Raw genomic sequence first — 18,561 nt, forward strand, 5'->3', positions numbered from 1 at the left:
TCGTGCCACCCCAACCAGCCGCAATGTGACCGAGAGCCCCCGAACATCCCCAGATGGGCGGTAAGAGATCCATAGTGGACCCCGTGCGGGCTAGTGCGGGACACCGGGCATGATGGTCCGCATGCGTGCGGTGGTGCAGAGGGTGGACGGCGCGAGCGTCGTCGTGGACGGCGAGACGGTCGGCGCGATCGAGGGCGAGGGGCTGTGCGTCCTCGTCGGGGTGACCCATGAGGACACCAAGGAGAAGGCGGCGCAGCTCGCCCGCAAGCTGTGGACGATCCGGATGCTGCACGACGAGAAGTCGTGCAGCGACATCGCCGCCCCGCTCCTGGTGATCAGCCAGTTCACCCTCTACGGCGACGCCCGCAAGGGCCGCCGCCCCACCTGGAACGCGGCGGCTCCCGGCGACGTCGCCGAGCCCCTGGTCGACGAGGTGGTGGCCCAGCTCCGCGCCCTGGGCGCGACGGTGGCGACGGGCCGCTTCGGCGCGCAGATGAGGGTGTCCCTGACGAACGACGGCCCCTTCACCGTGCTGCTGGAGATCTAGCGGTCCCCCTTGACCCCGCCCACGAACGCCGTCCAGGCCTCCGGCCCGAAGACGAGGGGTTCGCGGGCGGGGGCCTTGCTGTCGCGGACGGGGACGAGGGGGAGGTTGTCGGCGACTTCGACGCAGTTGCCGCCGTCCGAGTTGCTGTAGCTGCTCTTGCGCCACGTCAGCTTGTTCAGGTCGATGGCTCGCACGGCACCCGCGCCCTTCACATCAGGCCGATTGGCGCTTGACCCCGTCCACGAACGCCGTCCAGGCCCTGGCCCGGAAAAGGAGGGTTCCACGGGCGGGGGCCTTGCTGTCCCGGACGGGGACGACGGAGGGAACGTCACCGGAGACCTCTATGCAGGCGCCACCGTCCGAGTTGCTGTAACTGCTCTTGCGCCACGTCACGCTGCTCAGGTCGACGGCTCGCACGGCACTTCCTCCAACATCTGCAAGATGAACTTGCGCGACTCGACCGGGCCCAGAACTAGGTCGCGGATCGCATCATATCGGCGCTGCAAGCCCTCAACCATGCTGATGTCGTCGATCAGTTCGCCGCGCACATCGTTCTCCACGTAGGCAACCGTACGACCGTCCGGCAACCGCAGGAAGGTCACGGCGGTGTCCATCAGGCCGTGCAGTCCGGTACCGAATGGCAACACGTAGAGGGTGATATTCGGGCGCTCCAACACCTCCGCCAGATGCGCCAACTGATCCCTCCACTCACGCGGGTGCCTCAATGAGGCCCGCAGAGCGCCTTCGGAGAGGAGAGCGCGGAACGGCGGCGCTTCCTCCCCCTCCAGCACCTGGCGTCGTCCGATGCGCGCCTCCACCTGACGTTCGAGTTCTCGACCCCTGATGCCGCCCGCGGCGAGCAGCTCTCGTGCGTACTGCGGAGTCTGAAGCAAGCCGTGAAGGGTGCCGCCTCCGTAGTGCCACAGGCTGATGGCCTCGGTCTCCAGCTCCATGTAGCCCCGGTACTGCTCCTTGAACTGTGCGGGATCCATGACCGCCAGCTCCCACAGCGTGACCAGCAGCCCCGGCGTTCCATAGAACTGGTCCAGCGCCTGTACGGCCTCGGGGCCGCCCAGCGTCTGTCCGCTCTCCATCTTGCTGAACTGGGAGGCGTCCCAGCCGACCTCCTTCGCCAAGTCCCGCAGGCTCAGCCCGCGTTCACTCCTCAGGCGCCGTAACTCCTCGCTGAACCGTGCCCTCGGTTCCTGACTCCGTCCCGTGACCACCAACCGCTGTGGCATCGCGCTCCTGTTGAATTTGTTGAATTTGACGGGCCCGGCGTTGAATTTGGCCCGCTCAGCAGCCCGGACGCCGTTTCCGTGCGCCATGCTCTTGGACACCGCCTGAACACGCAGCGTAGCTGCCGCTTCGCGCTGCGCACGCGGGTTCTCGGAAAGGAGCAGCCGTGATGACGACGTCGGAGTCCCACGAGCCGGGACGTCTTCTCTACGACCCCGCCACCGGCAGGGTCGGCGAGTACCGGGACCGGGCCGGCCCCTACGTGATGCTGCGCCCCGTCGGCGGCGGGGTGGAGTGGCAGGCGGATCCGGAGACGGTGCGTCCGGCCACGGACCGGGAGCGGCTCGGGGCGGGCGTGCGGGCCGCCAACCAGCGCGCCAGGAGCCTTCCGGCACTGCCCCCGCCGCTCGACGACGCCGGCCGCCCGCCGCGCCCCGTCCCCGGCTGTGCCGCCTGCCTGGAACTGGCGGAGCGGCGGGAGGCGGCACGGGTGGCGTACGACCGCAGTGCCGAGACCGACGCGAACGTGCTGCTGCGCCAGCACCGGCGGACGGAGCACCGCGCATGACGGACGGGTGGGGCGGTCTGCCGTACGAGGAGTGCAAGCGGCGGCAGCGGGAGGACCCGGCGCCGCGGGACCGGAGCACGACCCCGCCGGCCTACGCGCTCCCGCCGTTCCATCCCGCGTTCCATCCCGGGGTGCGTGCTGTGCCCGGCCCCACCGGCCCTGCTCCCGCCTCGGGTTCCCCGCCCCGCCCCCTGCGCCGTCCCCGGCGCCGCCCGCCCGAGGGCGCGGCCGTCAGCGGCTTCCTCGCCGCGCTCTGCGTCGGCGCGCTGCTCGCGGCGATCGGGCTCGCGGCCGTCCGGCGCTGCTGACGGAACCCCTGGAACAGCCCAAGGGCCGCACCCCCCACTGGCGTCCAACCCAGGGGATGCGGCCCTCAGCCGTCACTGAGCCCGCGCACGGGCGAGGTCGCTCAGACCGCGATGGCGACCTCGGCCAGTCCGCCCTTCTGGGCGACGACCGTGCGGTCGGCGGTCGCACCCGGCACCAGCGCCCGCAGCGTCCACGTGCCCTCGGCCGCGTAGAAGCGGAACTGGCCGGTCGCGGAGGTGGGCACCTCCGCGGTGAACTCGCCGGTCGAGTCGAGCAGTCGGACGTATCCGACCACCGGCTCGCCGTCGCGGGTCACCTGGCCCTGGATCGTGGTCTCACCGGGCTTGATCGTCGAGGCGTCCGGGCCGCCGGCCTTCGCTCCACACATGCATTTCTCCAGAGGGGTCTCGGTCTGACCAGAAGGTCGGTCGAAGTTACTTGTTGGCGCCGAGCTCGATCGGCACGCCGACGAGGGAGCCGTACTCGGTCCAGGAGCCGTCGTAGTTCTTGACGTTCTCCACGCCGAGCAGCTCGTGCAGCACGAACCAGGTCAGGGCCGAGCGCTCACCGATGCGGCAGTAGGCGATCGTGTCCTTGGCGAGGTCCACGTTCTCCTCGGTGTAGAGCTCCTTGAGCTCCTCGTCCGACTTGAAGGTGCCGTCGTCGTTGGCGTTCTTCGACCACGGGATGTTCTTCGCGGTCGGCACGTGGCCCGGGCGCTGCGACTGCTCCTGCGGCAGGTGCGCCGGGGCGAGCAGCTTGCCGGAGAACTCGTCGGGCGAACGGACGTCGACGAGGTTCTGCGAGCCGATGGCCGCCACGACGTCGTCGCGGAAGGCGCGGATCGAGGTGTCCTGCGCCTTGGCCTTGTAGTCGGTCTTCGGGCGCTCGGGGACCTCGTCGCCGGCGACCAGCTCGCGCGCGTCCAGCTCCCACTTCTTCCGGCCGCCGTCGAGGAGCTTGACGTTCTCGTGGCCGTACAGCTTGAAGTACCAGTAGGCGTACGACGCGAACCAGTTGTTGTTGCCGCCGTAGAGGATCACCGTGTGGTCGTTGGCGATGCCCTTCTCCGACAGGAGCTTCTCGAAGCCCTCCTGGTCGATGAAGTCACGGCGGACCGGGTCCTGGAGGTCCTTGGTCCAGTCGATGCGGATCGCGTTCTTGATGTGGTTCTTGTCGTAGGCGGACGTGTCCTCGTCCACCTCGACGATCGCGATGGTCGGGTCGTCCAGGTGCTCCTGGAGCCAGTCGGCGTCGACCAGGACGTCGCTGCGGCTCATGCTCTTTCTCCTCCGGGGCAGTCGCGGCGGGGCGTGCGAGTAGAGAGGGGCGCGCTCGGTGCCGAGCGGCGCACGGATGCCCTGGCAGCAGGGCGGGTGAGACGCGGGAGCCGGGGCTTCCGCTCAGAAGGGGCGACAGAGCATGGCGGCAACGCGGCACAGGTCCACTGCCCGCCGCTTCGTGAGATCCGCCTGTCGCTTCATGGGATCGATCGTAGGGACGTCCGGGCGGGCGTGTCACCGGTGTGTCACATGGCGAGATGGGATCGTCCGAATGGCGGTACATGCACGGCGCCCGGGAGCCGTCCGACGGCTCCCGGGCGCTCGCTCCGGTCATCGCATCTGCGCTACGGACATGATCGTCTCGCCAGCCGGACAGGTCCGGGTCCGGTCCCGTCCCCGGTCCACCGGCGTCCGCTCCGTCCGCGTCCGCTCCCGCCGGCGCTCGTTGCCGCCGGCGCTCGTTGCCGCCGGCGCTCGTTGCCGCCGGCGTCCGACCCCCTACCCCGCCAGCTTGACGTCCGAACCCTTCACGCTGATCTGCACGCCCTTCGGCGCGGCCTCCACCTTGTCCAGCTTGATGCCGCCGGGAAGCTGGTCGATGACCTGCTGGAAGTCGGTGATCTCGCGGATGCGGTCCTCGGCGATCGCGGCGGCGCCCAGCTGCGGCAGGGAGTCCGCGTGCACCTCGACCTTGTTGTTCACCACGGCCACCGAGCTGAGCACGGACACCGTCTGCTTGATCCCGAGGGACGAGACGGTCCCCTCCACCGCGACCTTGATCTTCCCGTTGCCGCCGTCGGAGAGGCCGACGACCCGGGCCGTCACGCCGGGGGCCACCTCGGTCGGCTCGGACTTGGCCGTCTTCAGCAGCTCGGCGTAGGAGATCGACGCCGTGCCGGTCGCGGTGGACGCGGTGGCCGAGCTGTAGTCGCCGGAGAACTCGACGCCCTTCATGTCGGCCTTCAGGTCGTCGATCCGGATGGTCTGGCCGGGCTTGCCGGTGGCCGCCTCGTAGTCCTTGATGCCGACCTCGACGTCGTCGAGCGAACCGCCCGCGACCTGCGTGAGGAACGGGAAGCCCTTGATGTCCACGCTCGGGGTCGAGGACAGGTTCTCGGTCGCCTTCAGCTTGTCCGCGGCCTCGCCCTCGGCGAAGTGCACGGCGACCCGGTCCACGACCACGAAGAGTCCGCCCAGGATCACGACGATGATCAGCAGTATTCGCAGGGCGCGCATGTGGTGGTTCCCCCGGGTCGGCGGCGGTGTTCGTGAGACCGGTACGGAAATCCGGTACGGATACGCCACGGTAACCCCGCCGGGCCCTGTCGCAGGGATTTTGTGGATCAGTTGTGACAGGCCCCGCCGGACCTACAGTGGACGTATGTACGCCCGGCGTCGGCACGTCTACTTCGCCATGATGGGGACCTGCATCGGCCTCTTCGTCCTGGCCTGGGGGGTCATCCGCATCTGGTCGGTGCCGGCTGCCGTCGGGATGTGCGTGGTGGCCATGGTCATCCCGCCGGTCGCCGCGATGATCGCCAACCGCCGTGGCCCGGAGGACCGCTGGTGGGACGACCCCTCGGGCGACCCGCAGTCCGACGAGTGGTGGGACGAGCTGGACGGCAAGAAGCGCCCGCGGCCCTAGAGACGTCGGCGAGGCCGCGGCCGGCCGCCGCTGGGCTCAGTAGACGAGCGCCTGCGTCTCGTCCCCCAGCGCCTCCTGAACGAAGACCTGCGCGCCCGCGATCCGTACGCCCTCGATGACGTCCTTCTCCGTGATCTCCCGGCGGGCGGCGCACTGCGTGCACAGCGTGACGCTTCCCGCGGCGAGGACCGACTCCAGCAGATCGGGCAGCGGCGCGGCGTGCGGCAGCTCGAACTCGGCGGCCCGGCCCGGCAGCGCGAACCAGGACGACTCCCCGGTCAGCCACAGCGAGACCTCGACCCCGCTGGCCACGGCCACCGCGGCCACCGTGAACGCCTGCGAGCACCGCTCGGGGGCGTCCGCCCCGGCCGTCACCTTGATCACGAGCTTCTTCGCCATGCCGGAAGCGTAGCCCTCGGCGGGGCCGCCCCTCACAAGGAGCGCCCCGGCCAGGCCGCGTAAGCTGGGCTGCGGCTCTGTCGTCCGCTCACCCTCGCTCAAGGAGCACCCGTGGAAGCATTCTTCGAAGTCCTGCTGGTCCTGGTCTGCGTCGGCGTGCTCGCCTTCGCCGGTCTGACCGTGAAGAAGCTGTTCCAGGGCCAGCGCTGATCCACACCCACGAAAGCCTCCGCTCATGATCGAGATCCCGTCCGACCTGCACAAGGACCTCGTCCCGCTCGCCTTCCTGCTCGGCAACTGGGCCGGCGCGGGCGTGCATGACTTCCCCGGCTCTGAGAAGTGCAACTTCGGGCAGGAGGTCAGCTTCACCCACGACGGCCGGGACTTCCTGGAGTACCGCTCCCGCACCTGGGTGCTCGACCAGGACGGCAACAAGGTCCGCCCCCTGGAGTCCGAGTCCGGCTTCTGGCGGATCCGCCCCGACCGCAAGGTCGAGGTCACGATGACCCGCGACGACGGCGTGGTCGAGATCTGGTACGGCGAGATGGCCGACAAGAAGCCGCAGATCGACCTGGTGACGGACGCCGTCGCCCGCACCGCCGACGCGCGGCCGTACAGCGGCGGCAAGCGACTCTACGGCTACGTCAAGAGCGACCTGATGTGGGTCGGCGAGAAGCAGACCCCCGAGGTCCCGCTGCGCCCCTACATGTCGGCCCAGCTCAAGAAGGTCGTCACCCCCGAGGACGTCGAACGCTGGGCGAAGGCCCTCCCCGACGACCTCCCGGACGACGGCATCGCCTTCTTCAAGTAGGCCGTCGCCTGTTTCAGGTCTTCCACAGGGCCCCGCGCGCCGCGCCGGGGCCCTGTGCTGTTTCCGGCTCCTCGGGCACATGCCGGTCGAGGGGTCGACACTTTCGATGCGCGGTGCACTGCGGTTGCGCGGAAACCCCCGGCTGCCCCAAAAGGCGGCCGGGGGCTGAATGCCGTGCCCTGGGTGGCGTGCTGAGCAGAGGCGGGCCCAAGGCGTTCATCACCCAACGTATCGCGGTGTGTCCGTTCCTGTGCCGAAACGTGTTCCCGGGCCACAGTGTGCCCGGATCCTCGCGAGCGCGGTCCGTGAAGGCCTGGGCACCGCGCATGAGTCGCTCACCTCTCGCGTCGGGGAGTCGGTGAGTGGCTGGAGCGGCGAGCGGTCGGCACCACCGGCATGCGGTCCATCACCGTGCGCACGCTCCATGACCTGCCGGTGCCGCTGCCTCCCCTCGACCAGCAGAGGGAGATCGGGGCCGCCCTCCACGTGATCGACGAGAAGATCAGAGCACACGAGGAGATCATCCGAGTGACCGTGGATCTGCGTGAGGCCCTCTGTGACCTCTTGATGCCGGGCGACCTGCCCACGGGCTCTTCGGCTCCTTGACGGTCGTCGGCCCTCCTACACTGGACGCCGTGGTGAGCACCGACTGGAAGAGCGACCTCAGGCAGCGCGGCTACCGGCTGACGCCGCAGCGGCAGCTTGTCCTGGAAGCCGTGGACACCCTTGAGCACGCGACCCCCGACGACATCCTCGTGGAAGTGAGGAAGACGGCGTCGGGGGTCAACATTTCCACCGTCTACCGCACGCTGGAGCTGCTGGAGGAACTGGGCCTGGTCAGCCACGCCCACCTCGGGCACGGTGCCCCGACCTACCACCTCGCCGACCGCCACCACCATCTGCACCTGGTGTGCCGGGACTGCGACAACGTCATCGAGGCCGACGTGGACGTGGCCGCGGAGTTCACGGACAAGCTGCGCCGGCAGTTCGGTTTCGACACCGACATGAAGCACTTCGCGATCTTCGGCCGGTGCCAGGACTGTTCCCTGAAGGGTTCAAGTACCACGTCGTAGGCTTGCGGTATGAAGAGCCCCCTGCTGTCCCTGCCCGGCGCCGTCCCCGCCGAGGGTGTGGACGAAGGTGTCGCCGCCCACTACGGCGACCTGTTCCGCGAACAGCGCGCCCTCGCCGACGGCACCGGTTTCGTCGATCTCTCGCACCGCGGTGTCGTCACCGTCAGCGGCGAGGACCGGCTGAGCTGGCTGCACCTTCTGCTCACCCAGCACGTCAGCGAACTGCCCGTGGGAGAGGCCACCGAGGCCCTGATCCTCTCCGCGCACGGGCACATCGAGCACGCGCTGTACCTGGTGGACGACGGCACGACCGTCTGGGCCCATGTGGAGCCCGGCACCCAGGACGCACTGATCGCGTACCTGGAGTCGATGAAGTTCTTCTACCGGGTGGAGGTCGCCGACCGCACCGCCGACATCGCCGTGGTGCACCTGCCCGCCGGTTCGATCGCCGACGTCCCGGACGGGGCCGTCGTACGCGAGACCCCGTACGGCCGTGACGTCTTCCTGCCCCGGGCCGGCCTGGAGGAGTTCGCCGCCTCCCACGGCCCCGCCGCCGGCCTCCTCGCCTACGAGGCGCTGCGCGTCGAGCAGCACCGGCCCCGGCTCGGCTTCGAGACCGACCACCGCACCATCCCGCACGAGCTGGGCTGGATCGGCTCGGCCGTGCACCTCCAGAAGGGCTGCTACCGGGGTCAGGAGACCGTCGCCCGGGTGCAGAACCTGGGCAAGCCGCCGCGTCGGCTGGTCTTCCTGCACCTCGACGGCAGCGACGTCCACCTCCCGGTCCCCGGCACGGAGATCCGCGTCGCGGACGAGGGCCCGGAGGGCCGCAAGATCGGTTTCGTGACGACGTCGGCACGGCACCACGAGCTGGGGCCGGTCGCGCTGGCACTGGTGAAGCGGAACGTCCCGGTCGACGCGCGCCTGCTGGCCGGGGAGACGGCGGCGGCCCAGGAGGTCGTGGTCGAGCCGTAGCCCCGCGCGGGGTGAGGCCGTAGCCCCGCGGGGCTCAGGTGGTGAGCACGCCGACCACCCGGTTGATCATGTCCGCCCCCGCGTTCAGCGCGGTCGGCGTGTAGGACAGCACGAAGCGGGTCGACAGGTCGAGCGTGGCGAACACACGGGTGCGGTAGCCGTAGGTCTCGCCGGTCTTCCCCCAGAACGTCGTGCCGTTCACCGTGGCCGCCTGCAGGCCCATGCCGTAGCGGGCCGGGGTGCCGTCCAGCATGGGCACGGCGGGCAGGGTGACCATCTTCCGCAGGGCCCGCCCCGGCAGGAGCACCCCGCTGAACAGGGCCTCCTGGAACCGGAAGAGGTCGTCCGCGGTGGAGACCAGTTCGCCCTCGCCCCAGGCGGCGGACTGGTCGTAGACCGTGACGTCGCGCAGGCCGCCGTCCGTCATGCGCAGGAAGCCGTGGACGTGCGGGCCGTGCAGGCGGGGATCGTCGCCCGGTATCCGTGTGCCGGCCAGTCCCAGGGGACGCAGGATCCGGGAGGCGATCACCTCGCCGTAGGGGCGCCCTGCCAGTTCCTCGATCAGGAGGGCGAGGAACACGTAGTTGATCCCCCGGTACTCCTGCGCGTGGCCGGGAGGGAACTTGAGGCGGTCCTGCGTCACCGTGGCGACCAGGGCCGGCGCTGTCCAGTGGTCGGAGCGGTGCCGCAGGACCGCCTCCGGTGTGCCGAGGTCCGGCAGGCCCCGGTGGTCGGGCAGTCCGCTGGTGTGCTGGAGCAGGTGCGCCACCTTGACGCGGTCGAAGCGGGAGGGCAGGGCGAGGCCGGGAAGGCAGTTCGTGATCGGGGTGTCGAGGTCCACCCGGCCTTCCGCCCAGAGTTGCAGCACGACCGTGGCCACGAAGGCCTTCGTCACGCTGCCCGCGCGGAAGCGGTCGTCCGCCCGGACGGGCCGGCCGCTCGCCGGGTCGGCCGTGCCCGCGGTGCCGTACCAACGGGTGCCCCGCCGCTCCACCAGAAGCTGGGAGGCGGTCGCCTCCGGATGCGAGAGATCGCCGATCGCGGCGCGTAAGGCGGCGGGGTCCAAAGGCGTGGGGTCCGGGGCGGTTGAGTCCGGGGCGGTGGGGTCGCCCGCGAACGGCGCGGCCGTCGCCGGAGCCGCGAGGCCCGCGGTGGCCAGCGTCAGGGCGGCGGCCGCGCCCATGCCGGTGAAGGCGCGTCGGGAGAGAGAAGTCATGTGAACGATCTTTCTCCCGACCGCGCGCCGGGACATCGGGGATGCCCCCGAAGCAACCCTGGCCCGCCCCCGGCCTCAGCCCAGGGCGCGCCCCAGGACCCACACCACCGGTGCCGCCGCCGACAGCGGCAGGGCCACCCCGGCCGTGAAGTGGACGAAGCGGGACGGGTAGTCGTAGCTGGCCACCCGGTGGCCGATCAGGGCGCACACCCCGGCGGCGGCGCCCAGCAGCGCCCCCTTCGTGCCGAAGCCCGTCATGCCGCCCACGGCGATGCCCGCGCCCGCCGCCGCCAGCAGCGCGACCACGACCGACGCCGGGGTCGGCAGGGGCAGGGCGCGGGCCGGCACGGCCACCGCGACGGCCGCGGCGCCGACCGAGACCGCGTGCGGGTCGACGGCCAGGTACCCGGTGGCCAGGACCGCGAGCGCCGCCGAGGCGACCGTCGCCATCAGGCCGTACATCCGCTCGTCCGGCGAGGCGTGCGAGCGGAGCTGGAGGACGAGGGAGAGCAGCACCCAGAGGCCGAGCGGGCCGAGGATGGCCACCAGGGCGTCGTCGCGGCCGGCCGCGAGGACCGCCACGTCGGAGGTCAGCGCGCCCGCGAAGGCCAGCGCGATGCCCTGCCGGGCGGGCCACATGCCGTTCAGCCGGAACCAGCCCGCGGCCGTCACCGCCTGGAGCACCACCAGCGGGGCGGCCAGGGCGTACGAGGCGACGGGGGCCGCCGCGGCGAGGAGCAGGCCCAGTACGGCGGTGAGCAGCGCCGGCTGCATGCCGGGCTCGATGATCGGCGAACGGCCCTCCAGGCGGGCCCGCTGGGCGTCGGTGATCCGCGCGTTGCCGGCGAGGGTGGCGGGGCCGTAGGCGGGCCCGGACTCCGGGTCGTCCGGGGACGCGGGCGCGGCCGCCGCGGGGGCCGGCGCGGGCGCGGGTGCGGGTGCCGGTTCGGGATCAGGTGCGGGCGCGTACGTTCCCGCCCCCGCGTGCGCCCCGCCGTACGTACCCGCGGGCGCCCCCGTGTGCGTCCCTGCGGGCGCTCCGGTGTGCGTCCCTGCGGGCGCCCCGCCATACGGACCCGCGTGCGCTCCGCCGTACGGACGTGCGGGCGCCCCACCGTGCGCCCCCGCGTGCGCCCCGCCATACGTACCCGCGTACGGCTCGGCGTACGGCTCCGCGTACTGCTGCTGCTGGGGCTGTGAGGGCTGCTGGGGCTGATGCGGCTGCTGGTACTGCGGTTCCTGGTAAGAGGGCTGCTGGTATCCCGGCTGCGGATACCCCGCCGGCTGGTACCCGCCCTGCTGCTGCTCCTGCCGCGGCAGGTACGCCGTCTCCGCCGCCTGCACCGGCGCGTGCGTCTGCGTCTCCCAGGTCTGGCCCTGCCACTGCTGGGTGAGTTCCGGGTCGTGGCCGGGCTGCCCGTGCTGCGGCTCCTGCGCGGGCCACTGCTGCTGGTAGGGGTCGTAGCCCTCGTAGGGGCCGCCCTGATACGGCTGGTTGGTCATCCTCACCCTCCTGCGAACGGCGGGAGCACCTCGACCGTGCCGCCCTCGGCCAGCCGTACCGTCTCATGCGCGCGGGTCCCGACAGGGTCGCCGTCGACGAGGAAGGAGCATCGCTGCAGCACGCGGGTGAGTTCGCCGGGGTGCCGCGTACGCACGGCGGCCAGCGCGTCGGCCAGCGTGTCCGCCTCGTACGGCTCCTCGGCGACCTGGGCCGCGGCCTTGGCGGCGGCCCAGTAGCGCACCGTGACCTTGGGCATCTGAATCCTCAATCGACGGCAGGGACAGAAAAAGACTAAAGACAGTGTGGGTCAGGCTAGCCCGCCGCCGTCACCGACCAGTCCCCGATCCGGGCCATCAGGGCGTCGTCCGCCGCGTTCTCCGCGTGGCCCATGCCCGGTTCGACCCAGAGGTCGCCGTGCTCGCCGGCCGCCTCGGCGAGCATCCGGGGGTGGTCGAGCGGGAAGTAGCCGTCACGGTCGCCGTGGACGATGAGGAGCGGCGTCGGGGCGATCTCCGGGACCGCCTGCACCGGGGAGAGCGGGACCGGGTCCCAGTCCCGGTGGTGGATGCGCGTGCGCAGGCCGTAGCGGCCGACCAGGCGGCCCTCGGGGCGGGTGACCAGCCAGTGCAGGCGGCGCATGGGAGCCGTGCCCCGGTAGTACCAGCGGGCCGGTGCGCTGACGGAGACGACGGCGTCGGTGCCGCCGTGCAGCGCCGCGTGCCGCAGGACCACCGAGCCGCCCATGGAGAAGCCCACGGTCACCACGCGCGCGTGCCCGAGATCCCGGGCCCATTCCACGGCGGCGTCGAGGTCCAGCACCTCCTTGTCGCCCACCGTGGACCGCCCGCCGGAGCGGCCGTGGCCGCGGAAGGAGAAGGTGACGACGGCGCCGTAGCCGCGCAGGACGCCCGCCACCCGGCGCACGTGCGGGCGGTCCACGTCCCCGGTGAAGCCGTGCGCGATCACGAACACCAGGTCACGGGAGGCCGGCCGGGAGGCGTCCGGAAGGGTTTCGTATACGGCCGGGGGCGGATCGTATACGGAATCGATCGGAATTCCGTCGGCCGTGCGCAGAAACGTCCTGATAGGGCCCTGTCTGCCTGTCTCGCAATTCGGACGAACGGTGGAACGTGCCCCATGACCTGCCGGACGGTTGCTCATGTGGGCTATTCTGCTGGGCAGAGGACTCGGGCAGCGTAGCCCCCGGGTCCTTTTGTGCTTTCGGAAGCGTTGTATACAGAGCGGGAAACCTCGGGTGACCGCCGGTGTACGGGGCCTTCGGGATCGCAGAGCAGTACCCGTCCGCACTGTCCTCGCAGGGACCGAGGAGGAACCAGACGTATGAGTTCTCTGCTGCTCCTGACCAACGCCCTCCAGCCGTCGACCGAGGTGCTTCCGGCCCTCGGCCTGCTCCTGCACAACGTGCGGGTCGCCCCGGCGGAAGGGCCCGCCCTCGTCGACACCCCGGGCGCCGACGTCATCCTCGTCGACGGCCGGCGCGATCTGCCCCAGGTGCGCAGCCTCTGCCAGCTCCTGCGGTCGACCGGCCCCGGCTGTCCGCTGCTCCTCGTCGTCACCGAGGGCGGCCTCGCCGCCGTCACGGCCGACTGGGGCATCGACGACGTCCTGCTGGACACCGCCGGCCCGGCGGAGGTCGAGGCGCGGCTGCGGCTCGCCATGGGCCGCCAGCAGATCGTCAACGACGACTCGCCGATGGAGATCCGCAACGGCGATCTCTCGGTGGACGAGGCGACCTACAGCGCCAAGCTCAAGGGGCGGGTCCTGGACCTGACCTTCAAGGAGTTCGAGCTGCTCAAATACCTCGCCCAGCACCCGGGCCGCGTCTTCACGCGCGCCCAGCTCCTCCAGGAGGTGTGGGGCTACGACTACTTCGGCGGCACCCGCACGGTCGACGTGCACGTACGGCGGCTGCGCGCCAAGCTCGGCCCGGAGCACGAGTCGCTGATCGGCACCGTCCGGAACGTCGGTTATCGATTCGTTACGCCGGAGAAGACCGACCGGGCCGCCGAGGAGGCCAAGGCCAAGGCGGACCGGGCAAAGCCGGAGGATGCGGACGCGACCGCCGTCCTGGACGGCGCCGAGGTCCACGCCGAGGCGTAGCCGGCCCGCGGCGGACGCATGAGCGGCGCCCTGGCGGGGCATCGTCCTCGCACAGCCGCCATGTGATACGCCCTGCCCACGGCGGGTCAATCCGCGTAGACTCCGCCCGTGGCGAAGGTGACTCGGGATGACGTGGCACGGCTGGCTGGAACCTCCACGGCCGTCGTCAGTTATGTCATCAACAACGGACCCCGGCCGGTCGCCCCGGCGACGCGCGAGCGTGTCCTCGCCGCGATCAAGGAACTGGGGTACCGGCCCGACCGGGTCGCCCAGGCGATGGCCTCCCGGCGCACCGACCTCATAGGCCTCATCATCCCCGACGCCCGCCAGCCCTTCTTCGGCGAGATGGCGCACGCGGTCGAGCAGGCCGCCTCGGAGCGCGGGAAGATGGTCCTGGTCGGCAACACCGACTACATCGGTGAGCGCGAGGTCCACTATCTGCGCGCCTTCCTCGGCATGCGCGTCTCGGGACTGATCCTCGTCTCGCACGCCCTGAACGACCTGGCCGCCGCCGAGATCGACGCCTGGGACGCCCGGGTGGTGCTGCTGCACGAGCGTCCGGAGGCCATCGACGACGTGGCCGTGGTGACGGACGACCTGGGCGGCGCCCAGCTCGCCGTGCGCCACCTGCTGGAGCACGGCTACGACTACGTCGCCTGTATGGGCGGCACCGCGCAGACGCCGGCCGTCGGCGACCCGGTCTCCGACCACGTCGAGGGCTGGAAGCGGGCCATGGCCGAGGCGGGCCTCGCCACCGAGGGCCGGCTGTTCGAGGCGCCGTACAACCGCTACGACGCCTACCGGGTGGCCCTGGACGTCCTGTCCGGCCCCCACCGGCCGCCCGCGGTCTTCTGCTCCACCGACGACCAGGCCATCGGCCTGCTGCGGGCCGCGCGCGAGCTGCGCATCGACGTACCCGGGCAGCTCGCGGTGGCCGGCTTCGACGACATCAAGGAGGCCGCGCTCGCCGACCCGCCGCTGACCACGGTCGCCTCCGACCGCTCGGCGATGGCGCGGGCGGCGGTCGACCTGGTGCTGGACGACGGGCTGCGGATCGCCGGGTCCCGGCGCGAGCGGCTGAAGACGTTCCCGTCGCGCCTGGTGGTGCGCACGAGCTGCGGCTGCCTGTAGCCGCGCGGGCCCCACCGTCCGGCTCGGCCGTCCAGCCCCGCCGTCGTGCGTCTCACGGCTCGTCGATGGCCGGTCGCGCGGTTCCCCGCGCCCCTTCGGGGGCGCGTCCCCCGAGCCCCTTCATATCGGTCAAACGAGCTTCTGCCGGGCTTCTCAGGCGGCACTCAGGAAGCTCTCATGGTCACGGGGGACTCTTCTGTCATGACCGAGAGCCAGGGCACCTACGAGCAGCCGCACTCCTACTCCGCTCCTGTGAACCCCGAGTGGCCGCCCCCGCCGCCGTACCAGCCGGCGGTCGCGGCCCCCGAGCCCAGGAAGAAGCGCACCCGCGGGCCGATGGGCCTGCTCGCGGCGGTCGCGATCGTCGCGGCGGCGGTCGGCGGCGGTACCGCGTACGCCTTCCAGGAGCTGACCGGCAAGGACACGGTCGCCACCGCCGGCAGCACCACCCCCGTGGTGCCGTCGAGCAAGAAGGGTGACGTGGCCGCCATCGCCGCGGCTGTCAGCCCGAGCGTGGTCGAGATCAAGGCGACGCTCCCGGACGGCTCCGCCACCGGCTCCGGCGTGATCATCACGTCCAAGGGCGAGATCGTCACCAACAACCACGTCGTCTCCGGCGCCACCTCGGTCAAGGTGCGCACCAGCGACGGCAAGAGCTACACCGCCGAGGTCGTCGGCACCGACAGCTCCAAGGACCTCGCGCTGATCAAGCTGCAGGGCGCCTCCGGTCTGAAGCCGGCCGCGCTCGGCAACTCCAGCGGCGTCCAGGTCGGCGACACGGTCGTCGCGATCGGCTCCCCCGAGGGCCTGACCGGCACGGTCACCAGCGGCATCGTCTCCGCCCTGAACCGGGACGTCACCGTCCCCACCGACGAGAACCAGGGGCAGGGCCAGGACGGCGAGGGCCAATGGCCCTTCGAGTTCGGCGGCCGTGAGTTCAACGGCGACACAGGCTCCTCCACCACCACCTACAAGGCCATCCAGACCGACGCGCCCATCAACCCCGGCAACTCCGGCGGCGCGCTGATCGACGCGAGCGGTCGCGTCATAGGCATCAACTCCGCGATGTACTCCTCCGCCTCGTCCTCGTCCTCGGACGCGGGCAGCATCGGCCTCGGCTTCGCCATCCCCGTCGACACGGTGAAGTCCGACCTGGCCAAGCTGCGGGCGGGCTCCGACAGCTAGCAACATCAAGTGCAAGGAGCAGGTCATGATCAAGCACGTCCCCCACCGGTTCAGTGAGCGTGGTCCGGCCGGCCTCACCCTGGCCCTGTCCATCGCGTCCGAGCTGCACGTGCCCGTCCCGGCGCCCCGGGCCCCCGAGGTGGCCGCGCCCGTGACGCCGGTCCCCCAGCTGATGGGCCTGCGCACCTCCGCCGCCCGTCCGCACCGCCGCAAGGTCCCGCTGCACCGCCTGAACACGGTCCGGGTCTGACCGGCGCGCGTGTCCCCGGCCCCCGGACATGGGACGCTGAGAGGCACCGACCCCGGCCGGGAGATCACCGTCCCGGCCGGAAGACCCCGACCACCCCGCACCCCGAGGAAACGCGAGCGATGAGTCCCGCCGAAGGCGACCGTGACCCCCAGCGCATCCTGATCGTCGACGACGAGCCGGCCGTACGCGAGGCCCTCCAGCGCAGCCTCGCCTTCGAGGGGTACGACACCGAGGTCGCCGTCGACGGCGCGGACGCCCTGGAGAAGGCCACGGCCTACCAGCCGGACCTGGTCGTGCTGGACATCCAGATGCCGCGCATGGACGGGCTGACCGCGGCCCGCCGCATCCGGGGTGCGGGGGACACCACCCCGATCCTGATGCTCACCGCCCGCGACACGGTCGGTGACCGGGTCACCGGCCTGGACGCGGGCGCCGACGACTACCTGGTCAAGCCGTTCGAGCTGGACGAGCTCTTCGCCCGCATCCGCGCCCTGCTGCGCCGCAGCTCCTACGCGGCGGCGGTGTCCGCCGAGGCCCAGGCGGACGAGGCCCTCACCTTCGCCGACCTGCGCATGGACCTCGCGACCCGGGAGGTCACGCGCGGCGGCCGGCCGGTCGAGCTGACCCGCACGGAGTTCACCCTGCTGGAGATGTTCATGGCACATCCGCGTCAGGTGCTCACCCGTGAGCAGATCCTGAAGGCGGTGTGGGGCTTCGACTTCGAGCCCTCGTCCAACTCGCTCGACGTCTACGTCATGTACCTGCGCCGCAAGACCGAGGCCGGCGGCGAGCCGCGCCTGGTGCACACCGTGCGCGGGGTGGGCTACGTCCTGCGGCAGGGCGGCGCCGAGTGAGGCAGCTCGCGCGCCGGTACCGGGCGCTGCCGCTGCGGGCGCGACTGGCGATGCTGGTCGCGGCGGCGGTGGCGTTCGCGGTGGCGGCGGTCTCGGTGACCTGCTGGTTCCTCGTCGAGCGGAAGCTGTACGACCAGCTCGACGAGGACCTGCAGAAGTCCCTGCGGAACACGACGCAGACGGACCAGTTGCAGTTCACCCTCGACAACTGCACCGACACCCCGCAGGCCAACAGCTTCCTGCTGCGCGACCGGTACTCCCAGCTCGTCACGGAGGACGGCAAGGTCTGTCTGTTCGGGGCCGCCTCGGGCAAGATCAAGGTCACGCAGGCCGACAAGACCGAGATCAAGAACCTAGACCCCAGCATCCTGTACTTCCGCAACGGGAGCGACGACGAGGGCAACGAGCTGCGGGTGCTCACCAAGCCCATCAGCCCCACGGCGACCGCGAGCGGCGGGCCCGGCCCCAACGTCGGCGTGCTCATCGCCGTACCCCTCAAGAGCACACAGAAGACCCTCAACGACCTCGCCCTGGTCCTCCTGCTCGTCTCCGCCGTCGGTGTCGTCGGCGCCGGTGCGGCCGGTCTCGCCGTCGCGCGGGCCGGGCTGCGCCCCGTCGACAAGCTCACCGAGGCCGTGGAGCACGTGGCCCGGACGGAGGACCTGACCATCCGCATCCCCGTGGAGGACGTCAGCGAGGACGAGGTGGCCCGGCTGTCGAGGTCGTTCAACTCGATGACCGCCTCGCTGGCCAGCTCCCGCGACCTCCAGCAGCAGCTCATCGCGGACGCCGGCCATGAACTGCGCACGCCCCTGACGTCGCTCCGGACGAACATCGAACTGCTCACCCGCAGCGAGGAGACGGGCCGACCGCTCCCGCCGGAGGACCGCAAGGCGCTGCTCGCCTCGGTCAAGGCGCAGGTGACGGAACTGGCCGCGCTGATCGGCGACCTCCAGGAGCTGTCCCGCTCGGAGGGGCAGCACGGCGAGCGCGTGCAGGTGGTCGCCCTCCAGGACACCGTCGAGGCGGCGCTGCGCCGGGCCCGGCTGCGCGGCCCCGAGCTGTCGATCACGGCGGACCTGGAGCCCTGGTTCGTCCGGGCGGAGCCGTCCGCGCTGGAGCGGGCGATCGTCAACGTCCTGGACAACGCGGTGAAGTTCAGCCCCGAGGGCGGCACGGTCGAGGTGCGGCTCAGCGAGGGTGTGCTGACGGTCCGCGATCACGGTCCCGGCATCGCCGAGGACGAACTCCCGCACGTCTTCGACCGGTTCTGGCGCTCCCCCAGCGCCCGTGCGCTGCCGGGCTCGGGCCTCGGGCTGTCCATCGTCGCCCGTACGGTGAAGCAGGCGGGCGGCGAGGTCTCCCTGGCCCCCGCCGAGGGCGGTGGCACGGTGGCGACGGTCCGGCTGCCGGGGGCGCCGACCCCGCCACCGGAGACACCGGCCGTCTGA

26 protein-coding genes are annotated in these 18,561 nt (G+C 71.4%); 14 read left to right on the forward strand and 12 right to left on the reverse strand.

Features of this window, described 5'->3' with window-relative positions; translation table 11 throughout:
• The first annotated feature begins 121 nt into the window (after nt 1–121).
• Nucleotides 122–547 (forward strand): D-aminoacyl-tRNA deacylase, encoded by a 426-nt coding sequence (gene dtd, locus ACH4LD_RS09755; RefSeq protein ID WP_103810013.1) that lies wholly within the window; start codon nt 122–124, stop codon nt 545–547.
• Here the strand turns inward: dtd and ACH4LD_RS09760 are convergent.
• Genes ACH4LD_RS09760 through ACH4LD_RS09770 form a run of 3 tightly spaced genes read right to left on the reverse strand, consistent with a single transcriptional unit; the run spans nt 544 to nt 1,788 of the window.
• Entirely contained in the window at nt 544–741 is a 198-nt protein-coding gene (locus ACH4LD_RS09760) for a DUF397 domain-containing protein (protein WP_398055619.1), read from the reverse strand. The two genes, dtd and ACH4LD_RS09760, sit on opposite strands and share 4 nt — an antisense overlap.
• A 19-nt stretch (nt 742–760) precedes the next feature.
• The gene (locus ACH4LD_RS09765; RefSeq protein WP_398055620.1) at nt 761–964 is read right to left on the reverse strand and encodes a DUF397 domain-containing protein; all 204 of its coding nucleotides are present in this window, start codon (nt 962–964) and stop codon (nt 761–763) included.
• The gene (locus ACH4LD_RS09770) at nt 946–1,788 is read right to left on the reverse strand and encodes a helix-turn-helix domain-containing protein (protein ID WP_398055671.1); all 843 of its coding nucleotides are present in this window, start codon (nt 1,786–1,788) and stop codon (nt 946–948) included. The genes ACH4LD_RS09765 and ACH4LD_RS09770 overlap by 19 nt, the downstream gene beginning before the upstream one ends.
• A gap of 164 nt (nt 1,789–1,952) precedes the next feature.
• On the opposite strand from ACH4LD_RS09770, the gene ACH4LD_RS09775 reads away from it, so the two are divergent.
• Both ACH4LD_RS09775 and ACH4LD_RS09780 read left to right on the forward strand, forming a co-directional pair.
• Nucleotides 1,953–2,354, forward strand: coding sequence for a hypothetical protein (locus tag ACH4LD_RS09775; RefSeq protein WP_398055621.1), 402 nt, complete (start codon nt 1,953–1,955; stop codon nt 2,352–2,354).
• Nucleotides 2,351–2,662: a hypothetical protein gene (locus tag ACH4LD_RS09780; protein WP_398055622.1), complete on the forward strand. Its 312-nt coding sequence runs from the start codon at nt 2,351–2,353 to the stop codon at nt 2,660–2,662. Before ACH4LD_RS09775 ends, ACH4LD_RS09780 begins: the two co-directional genes overlap by 4 nt.
• Before the next feature lie 101 nt (nt 2,663–2,763).
• Here ACH4LD_RS09780 and ACH4LD_RS09785 read toward each other — a convergent pair whose 3' ends face one another.
• The 4 genes from ACH4LD_RS09785 to ACH4LD_RS09800 all read right to left on the reverse strand — a co-directional run bounded on the left by ACH4LD_RS09785 (nt 2,764) and on the right by ACH4LD_RS09800 (nt 5,182).
• A complete protein-coding gene (locus ACH4LD_RS09785) occupies nt 2,764–3,051 on the reverse strand; it encodes a DUF1416 domain-containing protein (RefSeq protein ID WP_043441578.1) in 288 nt (95 codons plus the stop codon).
• Nucleotides 3,052–3,097: 46 nt separating this feature from the next.
• Complete coding sequence (locus ACH4LD_RS09790; RefSeq protein ID WP_398055623.1) at nt 3,098–3,943, reverse strand: sulfurtransferase; 846 nt, start codon at nt 3,941–3,943, stop codon at nt 3,098–3,100.
• Nucleotides 3,944–4,066: 123 nt separating this feature from the next.
• Nucleotides 4,067–4,147 carry an Ms5788A family Cys-rich leader peptide gene (locus ACH4LD_RS09795; protein WP_350751515.1) on the reverse strand — a complete coding sequence of 27 codons (81 nt, stop codon included), beginning with the start codon at nt 4,145–4,147 and terminating at the stop codon, nt 4,067–4,069.
• A 297-nt stretch (nt 4,148–4,444) separates the two neighbouring features.
• Complete coding sequence (locus tag ACH4LD_RS09800) at nt 4,445–5,182, reverse strand: DUF2993 domain-containing protein (RefSeq protein ID WP_398055624.1); 738 nt, start codon at nt 5,180–5,182, stop codon at nt 4,445–4,447.
• A gap of 145 nt (nt 5,183–5,327) precedes the next feature.
• Between ACH4LD_RS09800 and ACH4LD_RS09805 the strand changes: the two genes are divergently transcribed.
• Nucleotides 5,328–5,591 carry a DUF3099 domain-containing protein gene (locus ACH4LD_RS09805; protein WP_103809665.1) on the forward strand — a complete coding sequence of 88 codons (264 nt, stop codon included), beginning with the start codon at nt 5,328–5,330 and terminating at the stop codon, nt 5,589–5,591.
• Between the two features lie 36 nt (nt 5,592–5,627).
• On the opposite strand, the gene ACH4LD_RS09810 is transcribed toward ACH4LD_RS09805, so the two are convergent.
• Nucleotides 5,628–5,990 (reverse strand): DsrE family protein, encoded by a 363-nt coding sequence (locus ACH4LD_RS09810; RefSeq protein ID WP_103809664.1) that lies wholly within the window; start codon nt 5,988–5,990, stop codon nt 5,628–5,630.
• Between the two features lie 235 nt (nt 5,991–6,225).
• On the opposite strand from ACH4LD_RS09810, the gene ACH4LD_RS09815 reads away from it, so the two are divergent.
• The 4 genes from ACH4LD_RS09815 to ACH4LD_RS09830 all read left to right on the forward strand — a co-directional run bounded on the left by ACH4LD_RS09815 (nt 6,226) and on the right by ACH4LD_RS09830 (nt 8,849).
• A complete protein-coding gene (locus ACH4LD_RS09815; protein WP_132785466.1) occupies nt 6,226–6,801 on the forward strand; it encodes an FABP family protein in 576 nt (191 codons plus the stop codon).
• A gap of 396 nt (nt 6,802–7,197) precedes the next feature.
• Nucleotides 7,198–7,407 (forward strand): restriction endonuclease subunit S, encoded by a 210-nt coding sequence (locus ACH4LD_RS09820; RefSeq protein WP_398055625.1) that lies wholly within the window; start codon nt 7,198–7,200, stop codon nt 7,405–7,407.
• Nucleotides 7,408–7,436: 29 nt separating this feature from the next.
• Complete coding sequence (locus ACH4LD_RS09825; protein WP_030653614.1) at nt 7,437–7,874, forward strand: Fur family transcriptional regulator; 438 nt, start codon at nt 7,437–7,439, stop codon at nt 7,872–7,874.
• 9 nt (nt 7,875–7,883) lie between these two features.
• A complete protein-coding gene (locus ACH4LD_RS09830; protein ID WP_103809658.1) occupies nt 7,884–8,849 on the forward strand; it encodes a folate-binding protein YgfZ in 966 nt (321 codons plus the stop codon).
• 34 nt (nt 8,850–8,883) lie between these two features.
• Here the strand turns inward: ACH4LD_RS09830 and ACH4LD_RS09835 are convergent, their stop codons facing one another.
• From ACH4LD_RS09835 to ACH4LD_RS09850, 4 genes are all read right to left on the reverse strand, one after another.
• Nucleotides 8,884–10,065 (reverse strand): serine hydrolase domain-containing protein, encoded by a 1,182-nt coding sequence (locus tag ACH4LD_RS09835; RefSeq protein ID WP_398055626.1) that lies wholly within the window; start codon nt 10,063–10,065, stop codon nt 8,884–8,886.
• Nucleotides 10,066–10,140: 75 nt separating this feature from the next.
• A complete protein-coding gene (locus ACH4LD_RS09840) occupies nt 10,141–11,568 on the reverse strand; it encodes a hypothetical protein (protein ID WP_398055627.1) in 1,428 nt (475 codons plus the stop codon).
• Between the two features lie 2 nt (nt 11,569–11,570).
• Complete coding sequence (locus ACH4LD_RS09845) at nt 11,571–11,825, reverse strand: MoaD/ThiS family protein (RefSeq protein ID WP_030653626.1); 255 nt, start codon at nt 11,823–11,825, stop codon at nt 11,571–11,573.
• Between the two features lie 56 nt (nt 11,826–11,881).
• The gene (locus ACH4LD_RS09850) at nt 11,882–12,730 is read right to left on the reverse strand and encodes an alpha/beta hydrolase (protein WP_398055628.1); all 849 of its coding nucleotides are present in this window, start codon (nt 12,728–12,730) and stop codon (nt 11,882–11,884) included.
• A gap of 180 nt (nt 12,731–12,910) precedes the next feature.
• Here ACH4LD_RS09850 and ACH4LD_RS09855 point away from each other — a divergent pair, with 180 nt between their 5' ends.
• The 6 genes from ACH4LD_RS09855 to ACH4LD_RS09880 all read left to right on the forward strand — a co-directional run bounded on the left by ACH4LD_RS09855 (nt 12,911) and on the right by ACH4LD_RS09880 (nt 18,561).
• Nucleotides 12,911–13,690, forward strand: coding sequence for a winged-helix domain-containing protein (locus ACH4LD_RS09855; RefSeq protein WP_398055629.1), 780 nt, complete (start codon nt 12,911–12,913; stop codon nt 13,688–13,690).
• A 108-nt stretch (nt 13,691–13,798) separates the two neighbouring features.
• Nucleotides 13,799–14,821 (forward strand): LacI family DNA-binding transcriptional regulator, encoded by a 1,023-nt coding sequence (locus ACH4LD_RS09860; RefSeq protein WP_398055630.1) that lies wholly within the window; start codon nt 13,799–13,801, stop codon nt 14,819–14,821.
• A gap of 201 nt (nt 14,822–15,022) precedes the next feature.
• Nucleotides 15,023–16,006: a S1C family serine protease gene (locus ACH4LD_RS09865; RefSeq protein ID WP_398055631.1), complete on the forward strand. Its 984-nt coding sequence runs from the start codon at nt 15,023–15,025 to the stop codon at nt 16,004–16,006.
• Nucleotides 16,007–16,031: 25 nt separating this feature from the next.
• A complete protein-coding gene (locus ACH4LD_RS09870; RefSeq protein ID WP_103809651.1) occupies nt 16,032–16,256 on the forward strand; it encodes a hypothetical protein in 225 nt (74 codons plus the stop codon).
• 119 nt (nt 16,257–16,375) lie between these two features.
• Nucleotides 16,376–17,110 carry a response regulator transcription factor gene (locus ACH4LD_RS09875; protein ID WP_103809650.1) on the forward strand — a complete coding sequence of 245 codons (735 nt, stop codon included), beginning with the start codon at nt 16,376–16,378 and terminating at the stop codon, nt 17,108–17,110.
• Complete coding sequence (locus ACH4LD_RS09880) at nt 17,107–18,561, forward strand: sensor histidine kinase (protein ID WP_398055632.1); 1,455 nt, start codon at nt 17,107–17,109, stop codon at nt 18,559–18,561. The genes ACH4LD_RS09875 and ACH4LD_RS09880 overlap by 4 nt, the downstream gene beginning before the upstream one ends.

The organism is Streptomyces sp. NPDC017676, assembly GCF_044329325.1.
Classification (GTDB): Bacteria; Actinomycetota; Actinomycetes; order Streptomycetales; family Streptomycetaceae; genus Streptomyces.